This window comes from Methylobacterium jeotgali (assembly GCF_022179345.1).
In the GTDB taxonomy this organism is placed as follows: domain Bacteria; phylum Pseudomonadota; class Alphaproteobacteria; order Rhizobiales; family Beijerinckiaceae; genus Methylobacterium; species Methylobacterium jeotgali.
Map to the genome: position 1 here is coordinate 46,958 of NZ_BPQR01000016.1, position 15,545 is coordinate 62,502.

16 protein-coding genes are annotated in these 15,545 nt (G+C 71.4%); 8 read left to right on the plus strand and 8 right to left on the minus strand.

From position 1 onward, the window contains the following. Positions 1 to 150: 150 nt before the first annotated feature. From MFF04_RS05170 to MFF04_RS05200, 7 genes are all read left to right on the plus strand, one after another. Entirely contained in the window at positions 151 to 627 is a 477-nt protein-coding gene (locus tag MFF04_RS05170; RefSeq protein WP_238274377.1) for a MarR family winged helix-turn-helix transcriptional regulator, read from the plus strand. Positions 628 to 738: 111 nt separating this feature from the next. After that, complete coding sequence (locus MFF04_RS05175) at positions 739 to 1,671, plus strand: class II glutamine amidotransferase (protein ID WP_238274378.1); 933 nt, start codon at positions 739 to 741, stop codon at positions 1,669 to 1,671. Further along, a complete protein-coding gene (locus MFF04_RS05180; protein WP_238274379.1) occupies positions 1,671 to 2,360 on the plus strand; it encodes a GltB/FmdC/FwdC-like GXGXG domain-containing protein in 690 nt (229 codons plus the stop codon). Before MFF04_RS05175 ends, MFF04_RS05180 begins: the two co-directional genes overlap by 1 nt. Then, a complete protein-coding gene (locus tag MFF04_RS05185; RefSeq protein WP_238274380.1) occupies positions 2,360 to 3,706 on the plus strand; it encodes an FMN-binding glutamate synthase family protein in 1,347 nt (448 codons plus the stop codon). Before MFF04_RS05180 ends, MFF04_RS05185 begins: the two co-directional genes overlap by 1 nt. Before the next feature lie 88 nt (positions 3,707 to 3,794). Continuing rightward, entirely contained in the window at positions 3,795 to 5,093 is a 1,299-nt protein-coding gene (gene glnT / locus MFF04_RS05190; RefSeq protein WP_238274381.1) for a type III glutamate--ammonia ligase, read from the plus strand. Positions 5,094 to 5,348: 255 nt separating this feature from the next. Beyond that, a complete protein-coding gene (locus MFF04_RS05195) occupies positions 5,349 to 5,897 on the plus strand; it encodes a formaldehyde-activating enzyme (RefSeq protein WP_238274382.1) in 549 nt (182 codons plus the stop codon). A gap of 121 nt (positions 5,898 to 6,018) precedes the next feature. Then, positions 6,019 to 6,564 (plus strand): PAS domain-containing protein, encoded by a 546-nt coding sequence (locus tag MFF04_RS05200; protein ID WP_238274383.1) that lies wholly within the window; start codon positions 6,019 to 6,021, stop codon positions 6,562 to 6,564. Positions 6,565 to 6,595: 31 nt separating this feature from the next. On the opposite strand, the gene MFF04_RS05205 is transcribed toward MFF04_RS05200, so the two are convergent. From MFF04_RS05205 to MFF04_RS05220, 4 genes are all read right to left on the minus strand, one after another. Further along, positions 6,596 to 7,216, minus strand: a complete 621-nt coding sequence (locus MFF04_RS05205; protein WP_238274384.1) for a sarcosine oxidase subunit gamma — start codon at positions 7,214 to 7,216, stop codon at positions 6,596 to 6,598. Further along, a complete protein-coding gene (locus MFF04_RS05210) occupies positions 7,209 to 10,244 on the minus strand; it encodes a sarcosine oxidase subunit alpha family protein (RefSeq protein WP_238274385.1) in 3,036 nt (1,011 codons plus the stop codon). Before MFF04_RS05210 ends, MFF04_RS05205 begins: the two co-directional genes overlap by 8 nt. Beyond that, positions 10,241 to 10,543 (minus strand): sarcosine oxidase subunit delta, encoded by a 303-nt coding sequence (locus MFF04_RS05215; RefSeq protein ID WP_238274386.1) that lies wholly within the window; start codon positions 10,541 to 10,543, stop codon positions 10,241 to 10,243. Before MFF04_RS05215 ends, MFF04_RS05210 begins: the two co-directional genes overlap by 4 nt. 117 nt (positions 10,544 to 10,660) lie before the next feature. Beyond that, complete coding sequence (locus MFF04_RS05220; protein WP_238274387.1) at positions 10,661 to 11,911, minus strand: sarcosine oxidase subunit beta family protein; 1,251 nt, start codon at positions 11,909 to 11,911, stop codon at positions 10,661 to 10,663. Between the two features lie 191 nt (positions 11,912 to 12,102). Here MFF04_RS05220 and MFF04_RS05225 point away from each other — a divergent pair, with 191 nt between their 5' ends. Continuing rightward, positions 12,103 to 12,990 carry a GlxA family transcriptional regulator gene (locus MFF04_RS05225; protein ID WP_373319959.1) on the plus strand — a complete coding sequence of 296 codons (888 nt, stop codon included), beginning with the start codon at positions 12,103 to 12,105 and terminating at the stop codon, positions 12,988 to 12,990. On the opposite strand, the gene MFF04_RS05230 is transcribed toward MFF04_RS05225, so the two are convergent. Genes MFF04_RS05230 through MFF04_RS05245 form a run of 4 tightly spaced genes read right to left on the minus strand, consistent with a single transcriptional unit; the run spans position 12,978 to position 15,542 of the window. Continuing rightward, the gene (locus MFF04_RS05230) at positions 12,978 to 13,265 is read right to left on the minus strand and encodes a hypothetical protein (protein WP_238274388.1); all 288 of its coding nucleotides are present in this window, start codon (positions 13,263 to 13,265) and stop codon (positions 12,978 to 12,980) included. The two genes, MFF04_RS05225 and MFF04_RS05230, sit on opposite strands and share 13 nt — an antisense overlap. Beyond that, positions 13,234 to 13,914: a hypothetical protein gene (locus MFF04_RS05235; RefSeq protein ID WP_238274389.1), complete on the minus strand. Its 681-nt coding sequence runs from the start codon at positions 13,912 to 13,914 to the stop codon at positions 13,234 to 13,236. Before MFF04_RS05235 ends, MFF04_RS05230 begins: the two co-directional genes overlap by 32 nt. Positions 13,915 to 13,920: 6 nt before the next feature. After that, positions 13,921 to 15,372, minus strand: a complete 1,452-nt coding sequence (locus MFF04_RS05240; RefSeq protein WP_238274390.1) for an APC family permease — start codon at positions 15,370 to 15,372, stop codon at positions 13,921 to 13,923. Further along, positions 15,372 to 15,542, minus strand: coding sequence for a hypothetical protein (locus MFF04_RS05245; RefSeq protein ID WP_238274391.1), 171 nt, complete (start codon positions 15,540 to 15,542; stop codon positions 15,372 to 15,374). The genes MFF04_RS05240 and MFF04_RS05245 overlap by 1 nt, the downstream gene beginning before the upstream one ends. Between the last annotated feature and the right edge of the window lie 3 nt (positions 15,543 to 15,545).

Genomic DNA, 15,545 nt, shown 5'->3' on the forward strand with positions numbered 1-15,545 from the left:
CGAGGGCGGCGGGACGGCCCCGGTTTACCGGCCCCTGGCCGGTCGCGCCAGCCGCAAGCCCCGCATCCCCGGCCGGATCGGCGGGCCCGGTCCTTCCCTGTGGACGCGCCCTGCCGCCGGGCGCCCGACCCTGCTATACCGTCGGCAACGATGAAGTCCCCCTCCCCGTCCGACGCCGAGACTGCCGCGGCCATCGATCCCTTGCGGGTCTGGTTCCGCTTCGTTCGCCTGCACCGGCGCGTCTCTGCGGCGGTCGGGGCCGAGCTGCGACGGCTCGGCCTCTCGATCCCGCAGTTCGACGTGCTCTCGACCCTGACCGAGCGGGAGGGGCTGACGCAGCAAGAATTGGCCGCGCGGCTCTACGTGACCAAGGGCAACGTCTCCGGCCTCATCGACCGGCTCGTGGAGGCCGGGCTCGTCGAGCGGCATCCCATCCCCGGCGACCGGCGCTCGCACGCGCTTCACCTGACGTCCGAGGGCACGCGCCTCGCCCGCGCCGGCATCGCTGCGCAGACCGCCTATGTCGGCCGCACTCTCGGCAGCCTGCCTCCTGCCGACCTCGCCGAGTTCGAGCGGCTGGTGCTGATCTGGCGCGACGCCGCCCGCGAGCAAGCGACCGAAGGCTGAGCCGGCTTCACCCTCGCTATTTCCTATGAAGAAATTTTAGTGCCCATCGGTTGACGAACCCGGGACGCCGTGCGAGCAGTATCGCGAGGCCGCCAGGGAGGAGCGATCGCGATGTGCGGGATTGTCGGGCTGTTCTTGAAGAATCCGGCGCTGGAGCCGCAACTCGGCACGCTGCTGTCGGGCATGCTGGAGACCATGACCGGGCGCGGGCCCGACAGCGCGGGCTTCGCGATCTACGGTGCCGGCGACGCCGAGGACGGGAGCGTCAAGCTCACCTTGCGCGGCCCCGACGCCGGGACCCTCTCGAAGGCCGTCTCGGGCCTCGAGAGCGATCTCGGCCTGTCGCTCTCGGCGCTCGCCCGCGACACGCACAGCGTCGTCGCGGTGCCGGCCAAGGACGAGCAGCGGGTGCGCGCCTGGCTCACCGCCAACGCGCCGCGGGTCGACGTGGTCAGCGCCGGCCGCCGTATGGAGATCTACAAGGAGGTCGGCCTGCCCGCCTCCGTCGCCGAGCGCTTCGACCTCGCCGGCATGACCGGCAGCCACGGCATCGGCCACACCCGCATGGCCACCGAGAGCGCCGTGACCACGAACGGCGCCCACCCCTTCTCCACGGGCGCCGACGAGTGCCTCGTCCATAACGGCTCGCTGTCGAACCACAACGACATGCGCCGCCGCCTGGAGCGCGAGGGCCTGAGCTTCGCCACCAAGAACGATACCGAGGTCGCCGCCGGCTACCTGAGCTGGCGGATGCGCGAGGGCGCGTCGCTCAAGGAGGCGCTGGAATCGAGCCTCACCGACCTCGACGGCTTCTTCACCTTCGTCGTCGGCACCGAGTCGGGCTTCGCCGTGGTGCGCGACCCGATCGCCTGCAAGCCGGCGGTGATGGCCGAGACCGACGACTACGTCGCCTTCGGCTCCGAGTACCGCGCCCTCGTCGGGCTTCCGGGGATCGACAAGGCGCGGGTGTTCGAGCCCGAGCCCGCCCGCGTCTACGCCTGGGAGCGTAACGCCGGGACCAGCCAGACTGCGGAGCGCCCGTGATGCCGAGCTTCGATCTCAGCCGCTCGCCCCGCCGCGAGCTCAACCGGGCGCTCCACGCCCTTCGCCAGGACACCAACGAGACCCAGTGGACGGTCTCGAACCCGGAGGGGCAGCACGCCATCGCCGCCGGGCTCGACGCACCGGTCACCGTCGAGATCGAGGGCAACGTCGGCTACTACTGCGCCGGCATGAACAAGCAGGCGAGCGTGCTCATCAACGGCAATGCCGGGGTGGGCGTCGCCGAGAACATGATCTCGGGCTTCGTGCACGTCCGGGGCGACGCCAGCCAGTCGGCCGGCGCCACCGCCCATGGCGGCCTCCTCGTCGTCGACGGCAACGCGGGCGCCCGCTGCGGCATCTCGATGAAGGGCGTCGACATCGTCGTGAAGGGCTCGATCGGCCACATGTCGGCCTTCATGGCCCAGGCCGGCACCCTCACCGTGCTCGGCGATGCCGGCGAGGCGCTGGGCGACTCCCTCTACGAAGCCCGCCTCTTCATCCGCGGCTCGGTCAAGAGCCTCGGGGCCGACTGCATCGAGAAGGAGATGCGCGACGAGCACCGGGAGCTGCTCTACGCGAAGCTCAAGGCCGCCGGCCTCGCGGGCGAGGTCGATCCCGCCGAGTTCAAGCGCTACGGGTCGGCCCGCCGGCTCTACCACTTCCACGTCGACAACGCTGGAGCCTACTGATGGCCGATCAGAACGGAAAGCCGCAGGCGCCGCGCACCAAGCCCCGCTTCTCGGCGACCTTCACCCCCGACGTGATGAGCGAGATCCGCCGTGCGGCGGCGACCGGCATCTACGACATCCGCGGCGCCGGCGCGAAGCGGGCCCTGCCCCACTTCGACGACCTGCTCTTCCTCGGTGCCTCGATCAGCCGCTACCCGCTCGAGGGCTACCGCGAGCGCTGCGGCACCGAGGTGGTGCTCGGCTCCCGCTTCGCCTCGAAGCCGATCCACCTCAAGACCCCGGTGACCATCGCCGGCATGAGCTTCGGCTCGCTCTCGGCCAACGCCAAGGAGGCGCTCGGCCGCGGCGCCAGCATGGCGGGCACCTCCACCACCACCGGCGACGGCGGCATGACGCAGGAGGAGCGCGGGCACTCGAAGACCCTCGTCTACCAGTACCTGCCCTCCCGCTACGGCATGAACCCCGACGACCTGCGCAAGGCCGACGCCATCGAGATCGTCATCGGCCAGGGCGCCAAGCCCGGCGGCGGCGGCATGCTGCTCGGCCAGAAGATCACCGAGCGGGTCGCCGGCATGCGCTGCCTGCCGCCCGGCGTCGACCAGCGCTCCGCCTGCCGCCATCCGGACTGGACCGGCCCGGACGACCTCGAGATCAAGATCGAGGAGCTGCGCGAGATCACCGACGGCGAGAAGCCGATCTACGTGAAGGTCGGCGCCTCGCGGCCCTACTACGACACCGCGCTGGCGGTGAAGTCGGGCGCCGACGTGGTGGTGCTCGACGGCATGCAGGGCGGCACCGCGGCGACGCAGGACGTGTTCATCGAGCATGTCGGCATCCCGACGCTCGCCGCGATCCGTCCCGCCGTGCAGGCGCTCCAGGATCTCGGCATGCACCGCAAGGTGCAGCTCATCGTCTCCGGCGGCATCCGCTCCGGCGCCGACATGGCCAAGGCGCTCGCGCTCGGCGCCGACGCGGTGGCGATCGGCACCGCCGCGCTGATCGCGCTCGGCGACAACGATCCCCGCTGGGAGGCCGAGTACGAGAAGCTCGGCACCGTGGCCGGCGCCTACGACGACTGGCACGAGGGCAAGGATCCGGCCGGCATCACCACGCAGGACCCGGAGCTCGCCAAGCGTCTCGACCCCGAGCTCGCGGGACGGCGGCTGGCCAACTACCTCGCCGTGATGACGCTGGAGGCTCAGACCATCGCCCGCGCCTGCGGCAAGAGCCACCTGCACAACCTCGAGCCCGAGGACCTCGTGGCGCTGACCATCGAGGCCGCGGCCATGGCGCAGGTGCCGCTGGCCGGCACCGGCTGGATCCCCGGCCAGGGGGCCAAGTTCTGAGGCAGCTTCCAGGGCCGTCTCGCCGACGGGGCGAGGCGGCCCTTTTCTTGAATGAGCAGGCCGAACCGGCCCCACGGGAGGTTTTGTGATGACGCTCGATCTCGAAGCCGCCGCCAAGGAGCGCGGCATCAAGTACTTTCTCGTGTCCTACACGGACCTGTTCGGCAACCAGCGCGCCAAGCTCGTGCCGGCCGCCGCGATCCGCTCGACCTGCAAGAACGGCGCGGGCTTCGCCGGCTTCGCGACCTGGCTCGACATGAGCCCGGCCGATGCCGACCTCCTCGCCATGCCCGACGCCGACGGCCTCATCCAGCTCCCCTGGAAGCCCGAGGTCGGCTGGCTGCCCGCCGACCTCGTCATGAACGGCAAGGCCGTCGACCAGGGCCCGCGCAACATCCTCAAGCGCCTGATCGCGGAGGCCGCCCGCGAGGGTCTCCAGATGAAGACCGGCGTCGAGTGCGAGTTCTTCCTGATCACGCCCTGCGGCTCGGAGCCGGCCGACACCGCCGACAAGCAGACGAAGCCCTGCTACGACCAGTCGGCCCTGATGCGCCGCTACGAGGTCATCACCGAGATCTGCGACGGCATGCTGCAGCTCGGCTGGAAGCCCTACCAGAACGACCACGAGGACGCGAACGGCCAGTTCGAGATGAACTGGGACTACGACGACGCGCTGGTCACCGCCGACCGGCACGCCTTCTTCAAGTACATGACCCGCTCGATCGCCGAGAAGCACGGGCTGCGGGCGACCTTCATGCCCAAGCCCTTCATGGACCTGACGGGCTCGGGCTGCCACGCCCACGTCTCCCTCTGGCAGGACGGGCGCAACGTCTTCGCCGACGGCTCGGACGAGATCGGCCTCTCCCAGACCGGCTACCACTTCATCGGCGGCCTCATCCACTCGGCCGACGCGCTGGCCGCGCTGACCAACCCGACGGTGAACTCCTACAAGCGCATCAACGCGCCGCGCACCACCTCGGGGGCGACCTGGGCGCCCAACACCGTCACCTACACCGGCAACAACCGCACCCACATGATCCGGGTGCCGGACGGCGGCCGCTTTGAGTTCCGCCTCGCGGACGGCGCGGCCAACCCCTACCTGCTCCAGGCCGCGATCCTGGCGGCGGGCCTCGACGGCATCCGCAACCGCCGCGATCCGGGCAAGCGCCTCGACATCAACATGTACACCGACGGCCACACGGTCGAGGGCGTGAAGCGGCTGCCGCTCAACATGCTCGATGCGCTGCGCGCGCTGGAGCAGTCGAGCGTCCTCCACGAGGCGCTGGGCGGCTTCGTGCCGAGCTATCTCAAGCTCAAGACCCAGGAGTGGAACGACTACTGCCGCCACCTCACCCAGTGGGAGCGGGACACCACCCTCGACTGCTGAGCCCCGCGACGCCGGGAAAAGGCCGGTGGAGATGGACCTGCGCTTCTCCTCCGGCCGATGCCCGGCCTGCGGCGCCACCTACGGGACCGTCGCCGGGCCGGGCCTCCTCGTCCTCTACCCCTGGCCGGCGCCTCTGAACTGCCGAGCGTCCGCCGGCCGGCTTGCGCAGGCCCCCCTGTCCTGCCCTACCCTGCGCGACGCCCTCGCCCTGCGCGACGGGCGTCGAACCGCATCCTCGAACAGGCCGGAAACATCATGAGCGATCGCATCATCCTTCGTGCGGGCGAGGCTTTGGTGGCGGGAGGGCCGCCGAACACGGCCTCCGAGCCCGAGGTGATTATCGGGGAGCTCGACGGCCCGGTGGGCACGGCGCTGGCGACGCTGACGGGCGACCAGGTCGTCGGGCATTCCCGCGTCTTCGCGCTGCTCAACACCGACATCATGGTGCGGCCGGTGACGCTGTGCGTCTCGAAGGTCAGCGTGACGGAGAGCCGCTACACCTCGATCCTGATGGGGACGGTGCAGTTCGCCATCGCCAACGGCGTACTCGACGCGGTGCGGGCGGGCTACATCCCGAAGGACAAGGCCAACGATCTCGGCATCATCTGCTCGGTCTGGCTAAGCCCCGGGGTGATCGAGGCCGAGAGCATCGACCACAAGGCGCTGTTCGACATCCAGCGCCGGGGCATGACGGAAGCGATCCGCAAGGCGATGACCAACGAGCCCTCGATCGACTGGCTCCTCGAGAACCAGGACAAGATCACCCACAAGTACTACCAGATGGGTCTCGACGGGAAGATCTAGGCACCGTCGCCGCGTCCGCGGCCCCGCCCGCTCGCGCATCGTCCCGAGGCCTGTCGAGGCGGTCCATTGCCAGACTTGGCCGCCGCCCTAGGCTTGTGCATGTCCCCAGGACGAGGGCGACATGATCTTCGTGACGGACGCCGCGTGCCACCGCATCTACGCCAGCGGCGAATGGACGGCCCTGACCGGGCAGAGCATCCCTGACTCGCTCGGCCGGGGCTGGCTCGACCGCGTCCACGCGGACGACCGCCGGATCGTCATGGACGCCCTGGCGCGCGCCTTCTCGACAGCCTCCGAGTTCAGCATCCGCTTCCGCGTCCTGCGGCCGGACGGGCGGGAGCTCTGGGTGGTCGCCGGGGGAATCCCCTCCCACGGTCCGCCGGACAATGCCTTCATCGGCTATCTCGGATCGCTCACCGAGCTGACCGAGACGGCGGCGCCGGGCCTCGAGGCCTATGCCAACGTCCGCCGGTTCGTGCCGCCGCCGACCCATCGCTCCGCGTCGGCGGACGACAAGCTCGACCGGATCGCCGATCATCTCATCATCGCGCACTCGCTCATCGACACGGACGGGGTCCGGTCGGCGCTGCCGGCGCTGAAGCAGGCTCTCGCCGAGGTCGGCTTCGCGCTCGCCGCGAGGATGCGGACGATGCCGCCGCCGCACTGATCCGGCCGACGTGCCCGGCGCGGCCGGAAAGCTACCGCGGCAGGCCCCGCACCTCGCAGCCGTACTCGGCGGCGGATTCCGTGAGCCAGCCCCAGAAGCTGCCGGCGAAGCTCCGCGGCACCGCGAGCTCGTAGGTGGGCGCATCGTCGAGCTGCCAGATCTGCGCGACGATGTGGCTGATGCCGGTGCCGGCGGCGCTGCCGGCGCGGAAGGCCCGCGGGTGCAGGTCGACGCCGACGCCCTTCGAGAGGGCCGTGCGGGCCTGAGGCCCCGAGACGCGGACCACGGCGCGGGAATCACTCTGGTCGGTGACGGCGGCGAGCCCCGCCAGCGCCTCGCCGAAGCCCGCGAGGTCCGCCCGCGAGGGTGCTACGGCGAGCCACTGGCCGGGGCCCGCCCAGACGAGCCCGCGCCCGCTCGCGAAGGCGGCGGCTCCCGGCGCCGGCGGCGCGAAGCCGAAGCGTTCGGAGAGCGCGCGGGCAAGCGCCTCGTCCTGCCCGTCGGCCAGGATGATCGTGGCGAGCCCGATCCCCTCGCGCAGGTCCAGGATGACGCCGGGCTCAGCCCCGGCCCGGCCCTGCCGGCCGGGCTTGGCGAAGCCGGCCCAGGCGCTGCGGGGCCGCCAGGAGGATGTCGTCGCGATCTCAGACACGCAGCTTCTCCTCCTTCGGGTCCACGAACACGGGCGAGCAGATCTCGACCTCGACATCGCCCCCGCGCACGGGGTCGTAGGCGCGCACCCGCTCCCCGTGGCGCTCGGTGCCGCCGCGGATCAGGCCGATGCCGATCCAGGACTTGAGGCTCGGCGAGTAGGCGACCGAGGTCAGGTAGCCCTGGTCGGCGGCCAGGCTCGGCGTCTCGCCGACTCCGAGGAAGTGCGAGCCCGCCCGCAGGCGCTGGCTCGCATCCACGGGCTTGAAGCCGACGAGGATCGGCCGCTGTGGGTCGGTTAGCGCGGCGCGCTCCTTCATCAGGCGGCCGACATAGTCCTTCTTCTTGGCGAGCATCCCGCCGAGGCCGATGTCTCGGGCGGTGGTCTGGCCGTTGATCTCGGCGCCGGCGGCGTGGCCCTTCTCGATGCGCATCACCGAGAGCGCCTCGGAGCCGTAGGCGGTGATGCCGTAGGGCGTGCCCGCCGCCATGATCGCCCGCCAGGCGGCGTCGCCGTAGGCGGCCGGCACCGCGATCTCGTAGGCGAGCTCGCCGGAGAACGAGATGCGGAACAGCCGCGCCGGGATGCCGCCGCCGACGGTGACGTCGGCGCAGGCGAGGAACGGGAAGGCCTCGTTCGAGATGTCGAAGCCGGGGTCGATCACGCCCTTCAGCGTGTCGCGGGCACGGGGACCGGCGACGGCGTACTGCGCCCACTGCTCGCTGATCGACACGATCTGCACGTCGAGCTCCGGCCAGAGCCATTGCCGGGCGTATTCGAGGTGCTGCATCACCCGGGCGGCGTTCGCCGTCGAGCAGGTCATGACGTAGTGGCTGTCGGACATGCGGGCGACGGTGCCGTCGTCGAGCACGAAGCCGTCCTCCCGCAGCAGGATCGCGTAGCGGGCCTTGCCGATGGCGAGCGTGCCGAACGGGTTCGCCGTGACGCGCTCGATGAAGGCCAGCGCGTCCTTCCCCTGGATGTCGACCTTGCCGAGGGTCGTCACGTCGCAGACGCCGACCTTGGCGCGCACCGTGTCGACCTCGCGGTTGACGCTCTCCATCCAGTCCGCCTCGCCCTTGCGGGGGAAGTAGGCGGGCCGTAGCCACAGCCCGGTCTCGACGAAGACACACCCGTTCTCCTCAGCCCAGGCGTGGGACGGGACGTGCCGGGTCGCGCGGAACTCCTTACCGCGATGGTGGCCGGCGAAGGCGCCGATGGCGATCGGCGTGTAGGGCGGCCTGAACACCGTGGTGCCGACACTCGGGATCGGCTGGCCCGTCAGCTCGGCCATGATCGAGAGGCCGGCGAGGTTCGAGGTCTTGCCCTGGTCGGTGGCCATGCCGAGCGTCGTGTAGCGCTTCAGCAGCTCGACGGCCCGGAAGCCCTCGCGATGGGCCAGCTCGATGTCGGAGACCGCGACGTCGTTCTGGAAATCGGCGAAGGCCTTGCCCTTGGTCCTCGGCGCCCGCCACAGGGGCGTGTGACTGACGCTCTCCGGATCGGTCTGGGGCGCAGGCGCGGCCGCGCCGTCGAAGCCGCAGGTCGCAGCCGCCTCCTGGCCCGCCCGTGCACCGCCGGACAGGCAGTCGGCCAGCGCGAAGTCGCCTGCCGCAGAGCCGGCGGCCGTCATGCCCGAGGGCAGCGTGCCGGGGACGAAGGCGTGGATGTCCTCCCGCCAGACCGGCCGGCGGGAAAGGTGCGAGTCGAGATGGACGATCGGGTTCCAGCCGTTCGCCATGGCGAGGCAGTCGCAGGCGATCTGGTCGAAGCGCCCCGAGGCGTCGGAGACCTCGATCGCCGAGAGCGCGAGATGGCCCTTCGTGCCGGATACGAAGCTGCCGGTGAGCACGCGGCCCCCCGCCGCCTCGACGGGGCGGCGCAGCTCGGCCGGGACGCTCGGGCGCGTATCGATGACGGCGGCGACCGTGCCGCCCGCCGCCAGCACGTCGGCGGCCGTGCGCCAGCCGTCGTCGCTGGAGGTCAGGACCGCGATGCGCTTGCCCGGCAGCACGCCGAAGCGGTTGAGGTAGGTGCGCACGGCGCCGGCCAGCATGACGCCGGGCCGGTCGTTGCCGCCGAAGACGTGGGGACGCTCGATGGCGCCGGCAGCGAGCACCGCGCGCTTCGCCGCGATCCGCCACAGCCGCTGGCGCGGCGTATGGGCGGGCGGCACGGCGAGGTGGTCCGAGACCCGCTCCACCGCCCCGTAGGATCCGTGATCGTAGACGCCGAACAGCGTGGTCCGGGGGAGGATGCGCACCTCGGGCATCGAGGCCAGCTCGGCGAGCGCCTGCGCGGCCCAGTCCGCGGCGGGGCGCCCGTCGATCTCCCGGCGCTCGGCGAGCAGCCGGCCGCCGGGGCGCGAATCCTCGTCGACGAGAATGACGCGGGCCCCCATGCGCCCGGCGGCGAGCGCCGCCGAGAGGCCGGCCGGGCCGCCGCCGATCACCAGCACGTCGCAATGGGCGAACATGCGGTCGTAGTGGTCGGGGTCCGGCGCGTTCGCCGCCCGGCCGAGCCCCGCGGCGCGGCGGATCATCGGCTCGTAGAGCTTCTCCCAGAAGGCGGCCGGCCACATGAAGGTCTTGTAGTAGAAGCCCGCCGCGAAGATCGGCGCGGCGAGCGCGTTGACGCCCAGCGCGTCGAAGGCGAGCGAGGGCCAGCGGTTCTGGCTCGACGCCTCGAGCCCGTCGTAGAGCTCGGCCACGGTGGCGCGGGTGTTCGGCTCCCGGCGCGCCCCGGTGCGCAGCTCGACGATGGCGTTCGGCTCCTCGGAGCCCGCCGAGAGGATGCCGCGGGGCCGGTGATACTTGAACGAGCGCCCGACGAGCCGCACGCCGTTGGCGAGCAGCGCCGAGGCGAGCGTATCGCCGGGGAAGCCCGTGAGGGCGCGTCCGTCGAAGCGGAAGGAGAGCGGACGGGTCCGGTCGACGAGGCCGCCCGCGACGCGGAAGGGCTGCGCGGGATTGTCCGAGCGGGCGAGCGGTGCCTGGGTTTCCGCGCGCTTGAGGGTGAGCGTGCTCATGCGGCCTCTCCCGACGTCGTGCCAGAATTGCGACGGGCGAGCCCGGCCTCGCGGGCGGAGGTCACGTCGCTGATCTCGTGGGTGCGGGTGTCGCGGGTGACGACGAGCCAGGAGCGGCAGCCGGCCCCGTGGTACCAGAGCTCCCGGTGCACCCCGGCGCGGTTGTCGCGCAGGTACACGTAGTCGTGCATGGCGGCCGCGTCGGTGCCCATCCCGTCCGGCCGGGCGCCGCCGGCGTCGCCGAGATAGGTGAACTCGCCGTTGTCGCGCTCGCCGCAATAGGGGCATCGGATGCGCATGGATCGGGTCTCCTGATCGGGTTCGGCGTCCGCCTGAGCGGGCGCCGCAAGCGCGACCGCGCGTCGCCGCCCATGCGGCGGATCGCGTCGGCGGCTCCACCGCCGACGCGAGGGGCGTCAGTGCAGGTTGGGCTGGGCGCCCATGCCCTTCTCGTCGATGACGTGGCCTGTGGCGAAGCGGTCGAGGCGGTAGGCGGCGCTGTGGGGATGGGCCTCGTCGCGGGCGATGGTGTGGGCGAAGCAGAAGCCCGCCGCAGGGGTCGCCTTGAAGCCGCCGTAGCACCAGCCCGCGTTGAGATAGAGGCCGCCGATGTCGGTGCGGTCGATGATCGGCGAGCCGTCCATCGACATATCCATGATGCCACCCCAGTGGCGCAGGAGCCGCAGCCGCCCGAGGCCAGGCCAGAGGGCCATGCCGCCCTCCATCACATCCTCGATCGTGGCGAGGTTTCCGCGCTGGGCGTAGGAGTTGTAGCCGTCGATGTCGCCGCCGAAGACGAGGCCGCCCTTGTCGGACTGGCTGACGTAGAAGTGCCCGGCGCCGAAGGTCATCACGCAGTCGATAAGCGGCTTGATGCCCTCGCTGACGAAGGCCTGGAGCACGTGGCTCTCGATGGGCAGGCGCATGTCGACCATCGCCGCGAGCAGCGACGAGGAGCCGGCGACCGAGAGTGCGACCTTCTTCGCCTTGATGAAGCCCCGGCTCGTCTCGACGCCGGTGACGCGGCCGTTCTCCCGGCGGATGCCGGTGACGGCGCAGTTCTGGATGATGTCGACACCCCGGTCGCTGGCGGCGCGGGCGTAGCCCCAGGCCACGGCGTCGTGGCGCACGGTGCCGCCCCGGCGCTGGAGGAGGCCGCCCTTCACGGGAAAGCGCGCGTTGTCGAAATCGATGAAGGGCACCATGCCCCGAACGCCCTCGCGGTCGAGGAGCTCGGCGTCGATGCCGGCCATGCGCATGGCGTTGCCGCGGCGCGCGTAGGAATCCCGCTGGGCGTCGGAGTGGAACAGGTTCAGGACGCCGCGCTGGCTGACCATGGCGTTGTAGTTGATGTCCTGCTCCAGCCCCTCCCAGAGCTTCATCGAATGCTCGTAGAAGGGGATGTTGCCCGGCAGCAGGTAGTTCGAGCGCACGATGGTCGTGTTGCGGCCGACATTGCCCGAGCCGACATGGTTCTTCTCGACCACGGCGACGTTGGTGATGCCGTGCTCCTTGGCGAGGTAGTAGGCGGTCGCCAGCCCGTGCCCGCCGCCGCCGACGATGACCACGTCGTACTCGGGCTTCGGCGCCGCATCCCGCCACTGGGGCTTCCAGTCCCGCTGGCCGCGGAGCGCCTGGGCGAGCACGCTGAAGACCGAATAGTGCATCCCGTGGCTCCCGATCCGCGCCGCCTCGCGACGGCTTCGATGGGGAGAGTATCCGCCGAAGGACCCGAAGGCGGCTTGCAATTCGCGACGCGATTCCGGCAAATCGCGTCGATATGCAGCCCGTGATCCCGGACACTGATTCCGACGTGCCGATCACCTTCGGCTTCGTGCTGCTGCCCGGCTTCCCGCTGATGTCCTACGCGGCGGCGGTCGAGCCGCTGCGGGCAGCCAACACCATCACGGGCCGGGACCTCTATCGCTGGTGGCACGCCGCGCCCGGCGGCGGCGCGGTGACGGCCTCGAACGGCGTCGCGGTCGTGACCGACGTCGCGGTCGGCGAGGGCCGGCTCGGCGCCGACCGGGTGTTCGTGTTCGCAGGCGGCAACCCCTCGGGCTTCGAGGACCCGGCGCTGAGCGCCTGGCTGCGGCGGCTGGCGCGGGGCGGCGCGACGCTGGGGGGTATCTCCGGCGGTCCCTACCTCCTGGCGCGGGCGGGCCTCCTCGACGGGCACCGCTGCACGCTCCACTGGGAGCACGTGCCCGCCTTCCAGGAGAGCTTCCCGGGGGCGCAGGTGGTGCGCTCGCTCTACGAGATCGACGGCGCGCGCGTCACCTGCTCCGGCGGCATCGCCGCCCTCGACCTGATGCTGCACCTGATCGGCCGCGACCACGGTCCGGGGCTCGCGGCTGGCGTCGGCGACTGGTTCCTGCACAACCAGATCCGCGAGGGCCTCAGCCCGCAGCGCATGGACCTGCGCCAGCGCTTCGGCGTGCGCGATCCGCGGCTGCTGCGGGTGCTCGGCGCGATGGAGGAGGCGCTGGAGACGCCGCTCTCTCGCGAGGCGCTCGCCGATATCGCCCATGTCTCGGTGCGCCAGCTCGAGCGGCTGTTCCGGGACGGGCTCGGGACAGGCCTGCACCGGCACTACCTCGACCTGCGCCTCGACCAGGCGCGGCGGCTGCGGCGGGAGACGAGCCTGAGCGTGGCCGAGATCGCCGCGGCGACGGGATTCGCCGACGCGGACGAGCTCTCGCGCGCCGAGCGCCGCCGGGCGCGGCGGGGGGCTCAGGCCCGCTGAGAGGCCTGCGCCGTCGCCTCGCGCAGGCGGGCGATGCGGTAGGCGTCGGGGATCGAGATCGCCCACACGAACAGGCCTGCCGCGTGGCGGCCGATGGCGCTCGCGTCGGGCCCGGCGAACTTCGTAGTCAGCCAGGCGCCGAGCAGCGTGAAGAAGGCGAAGCCGAGTCCGCGCTGCGCCCGGCCGAGGAGCACGTGGCCCATGCCCGGCAGGGCGAGCGCCGCGGCGAGGACGAGATAGGGGTTAGGCCGCCGCACGGGGTCCTGCACTGTCATGCTCTGCCTTTCCGGCGCTCCGGGAGAGGATCAGCGCCGCCTCGAGCACCGGCGCCAGCGCCTGCGGCGGCACCCGCTCGATGGGAAAACTGTTCTCGCGCAGGAGAAGGTAGGCGCCGCGCTCGCCCTGCGCGAGCTGCGTGACGATGCGGGTCCCGCGGGGGGTGATGAGCACCTCCTTCACCCGCGCGTCCCGCAGGATGCCGGCCACCGGCTCGCGGAGACGGTCGAGGAGCGTCCCGGCACCCCGCGTGCCGCGCAGGCAGGTGTCGCCCGGCCAGCCCTCCGGCACCGCGAGGCGCTCGGGAAGCCGGTCGCCGGGGCTGTAGAACTCGGCGCCCGCCACGCGCCGCAGGGCGTCGAGCGTATGCGGCTGGCCGGTCGGCGCGTGGACGGACACGCTGAGCCAGAGCTGCGGCAGACGCCGGAAGACGAGGGCCTCGGGGATCAGCCGCACGGCGACCGGCAGGCCGCGGTAGCGGCCGTCGAGGGTGGCGTAGCCGGTCCGATCCGTGCCCTTCACAGGGTCTTCGAGGAGCGCGGCGCAGCCGTCGAGCATCGCCGCGCGGATCCGGCCCGCCGCGACGGCGCGCCGGCGCAGGAGGAACCCTGCGCCGGCGGCGATCGCGATGGCGAGAAGCCAGGTCATCCGGGCTCAGTACCCCTTCGGCCTCGGCCAGTGCATCGTGAACTGGTCGCCCCGGCGCACGTACTTGTAGCGGTGCAGGACGAACCAGGCGGAGGCCGTGATGTAGAAGGTCATCATCGCCACGAGCTGGGTGCCGTAGCCGAGGAACACCGCCACGTAGGTAACGATGCAGAGGATCAGCAGCAGCGCGCAGGGCAGCGGGTGCATGGGGTGGACGTAGCCCCGCGCGATGGTGCCGAGCGGCCACTTGCGGCGGAACAGGATGATGGACAGCGCCATCAGCGTGTAGCCGAGCAGGCCCGACAGGATCGAGAAGGCGATGGTCTGGTCGAGGGGCGTCGAGATGGCGAACAGGATCGCGATCGGCACGAAGAACACGATCGAGCGGTAGGGCGTCCGGTAGGTCGGGTGCACCGCGCCGAACCAGGCCGGCATGTAGCGGTCGCGGCCCATGGCGAACCAGGCGCGGGAGGCGTCGTTGATGCAGCCGTTGGCCGAGGCGACGGTGGCGAACAGCGTCCCGAAGAACAGGAACACCTCGAGATACGGGTTCCCGGTGAGACGGCCCGCGTCGTAGAGCGGCGTCACCGCCTGCCCGAGATACTCCCAGGGCATCAGGCCCGAGCAGACGTACCAGGTCGCGGTGGCCGCGATCAGCAGCGTCATCATGCCGGTCATGGTGCCCAGCGGCAGGGCGCGGGCGGGGGAGCGCACCTCCTCCGCCGCCTGGGTCGTGCCCTCGATGCCGAGGTAGAACCACAGGCCGAAATGCATCGCCGCCAGGATACCGAGGGAGCCGTAGGGCAGCTCGACGAACAGGCTCTGGTGCTGGAGCACGGCGCCCGGCGCCCAGGGCTGGGTCGCCAGGAACAGCACCACGATCGCGACGAAGGCGGCGGCCGTGATCAGCAGGTTGAGGGTCAGCGAGGCGAGCACGCCCCGGTAGTTGAGGAAGGCCAGCGCCACGATGGTCAGCACCATGAAGGCGCGCTTGTCGACGCTTCCGGGAATGCCGTGGTTGGCCAGGAACGCCTCGATGAGATCGCCGGTGACGATGGCGTTCGAGACCTCGAGCATGGTGTAGGCCATGACGAGGTAGAGCCCGACGTTGAAGGCCGCGAGCGGCCCGATGATGTGCTTGGCCTGGGCGTACTGCCCGCCGGCGGCGGCGACCGTCGAGGTGATCTCCGAGTCGATCATCGCGACGCAGGTGTAGAGGATGCCCGCGAGCCAGCAGGCGGTGAGCGCGGCCACGGGCCCGCCCTTCCCCACCGCGAAGTTCCAGCCCATGTACTCGCCCACGAGCACGATGCCGACGCCGAGCGCCCAGACATGGCCCGGCCCGAGGACGCGCAGCAGCGCGATGCGCTTGCCCGGCGTGGCGGCGACCTCGGGAGGCGCCTCCGCGGCGGCGCCCGGAAGAATGGCGGTGGACCCGATCGTCTGACCCTTGCTCATCACGACCTCGCTGCCGTCTCGCCGGTCTCGGCGTCGATGATCTCGCCCTCCTCGGAGGAGAGCAGGTAGTCCTCGCCGTAGGTGCGGTTGACCCGCAGGAGGTCGGCCCCCATCCACAGCGCGAGGGCGGCGGCGATGCCCCACGCCCCCCAGTTCATGATCTCGACCATGCC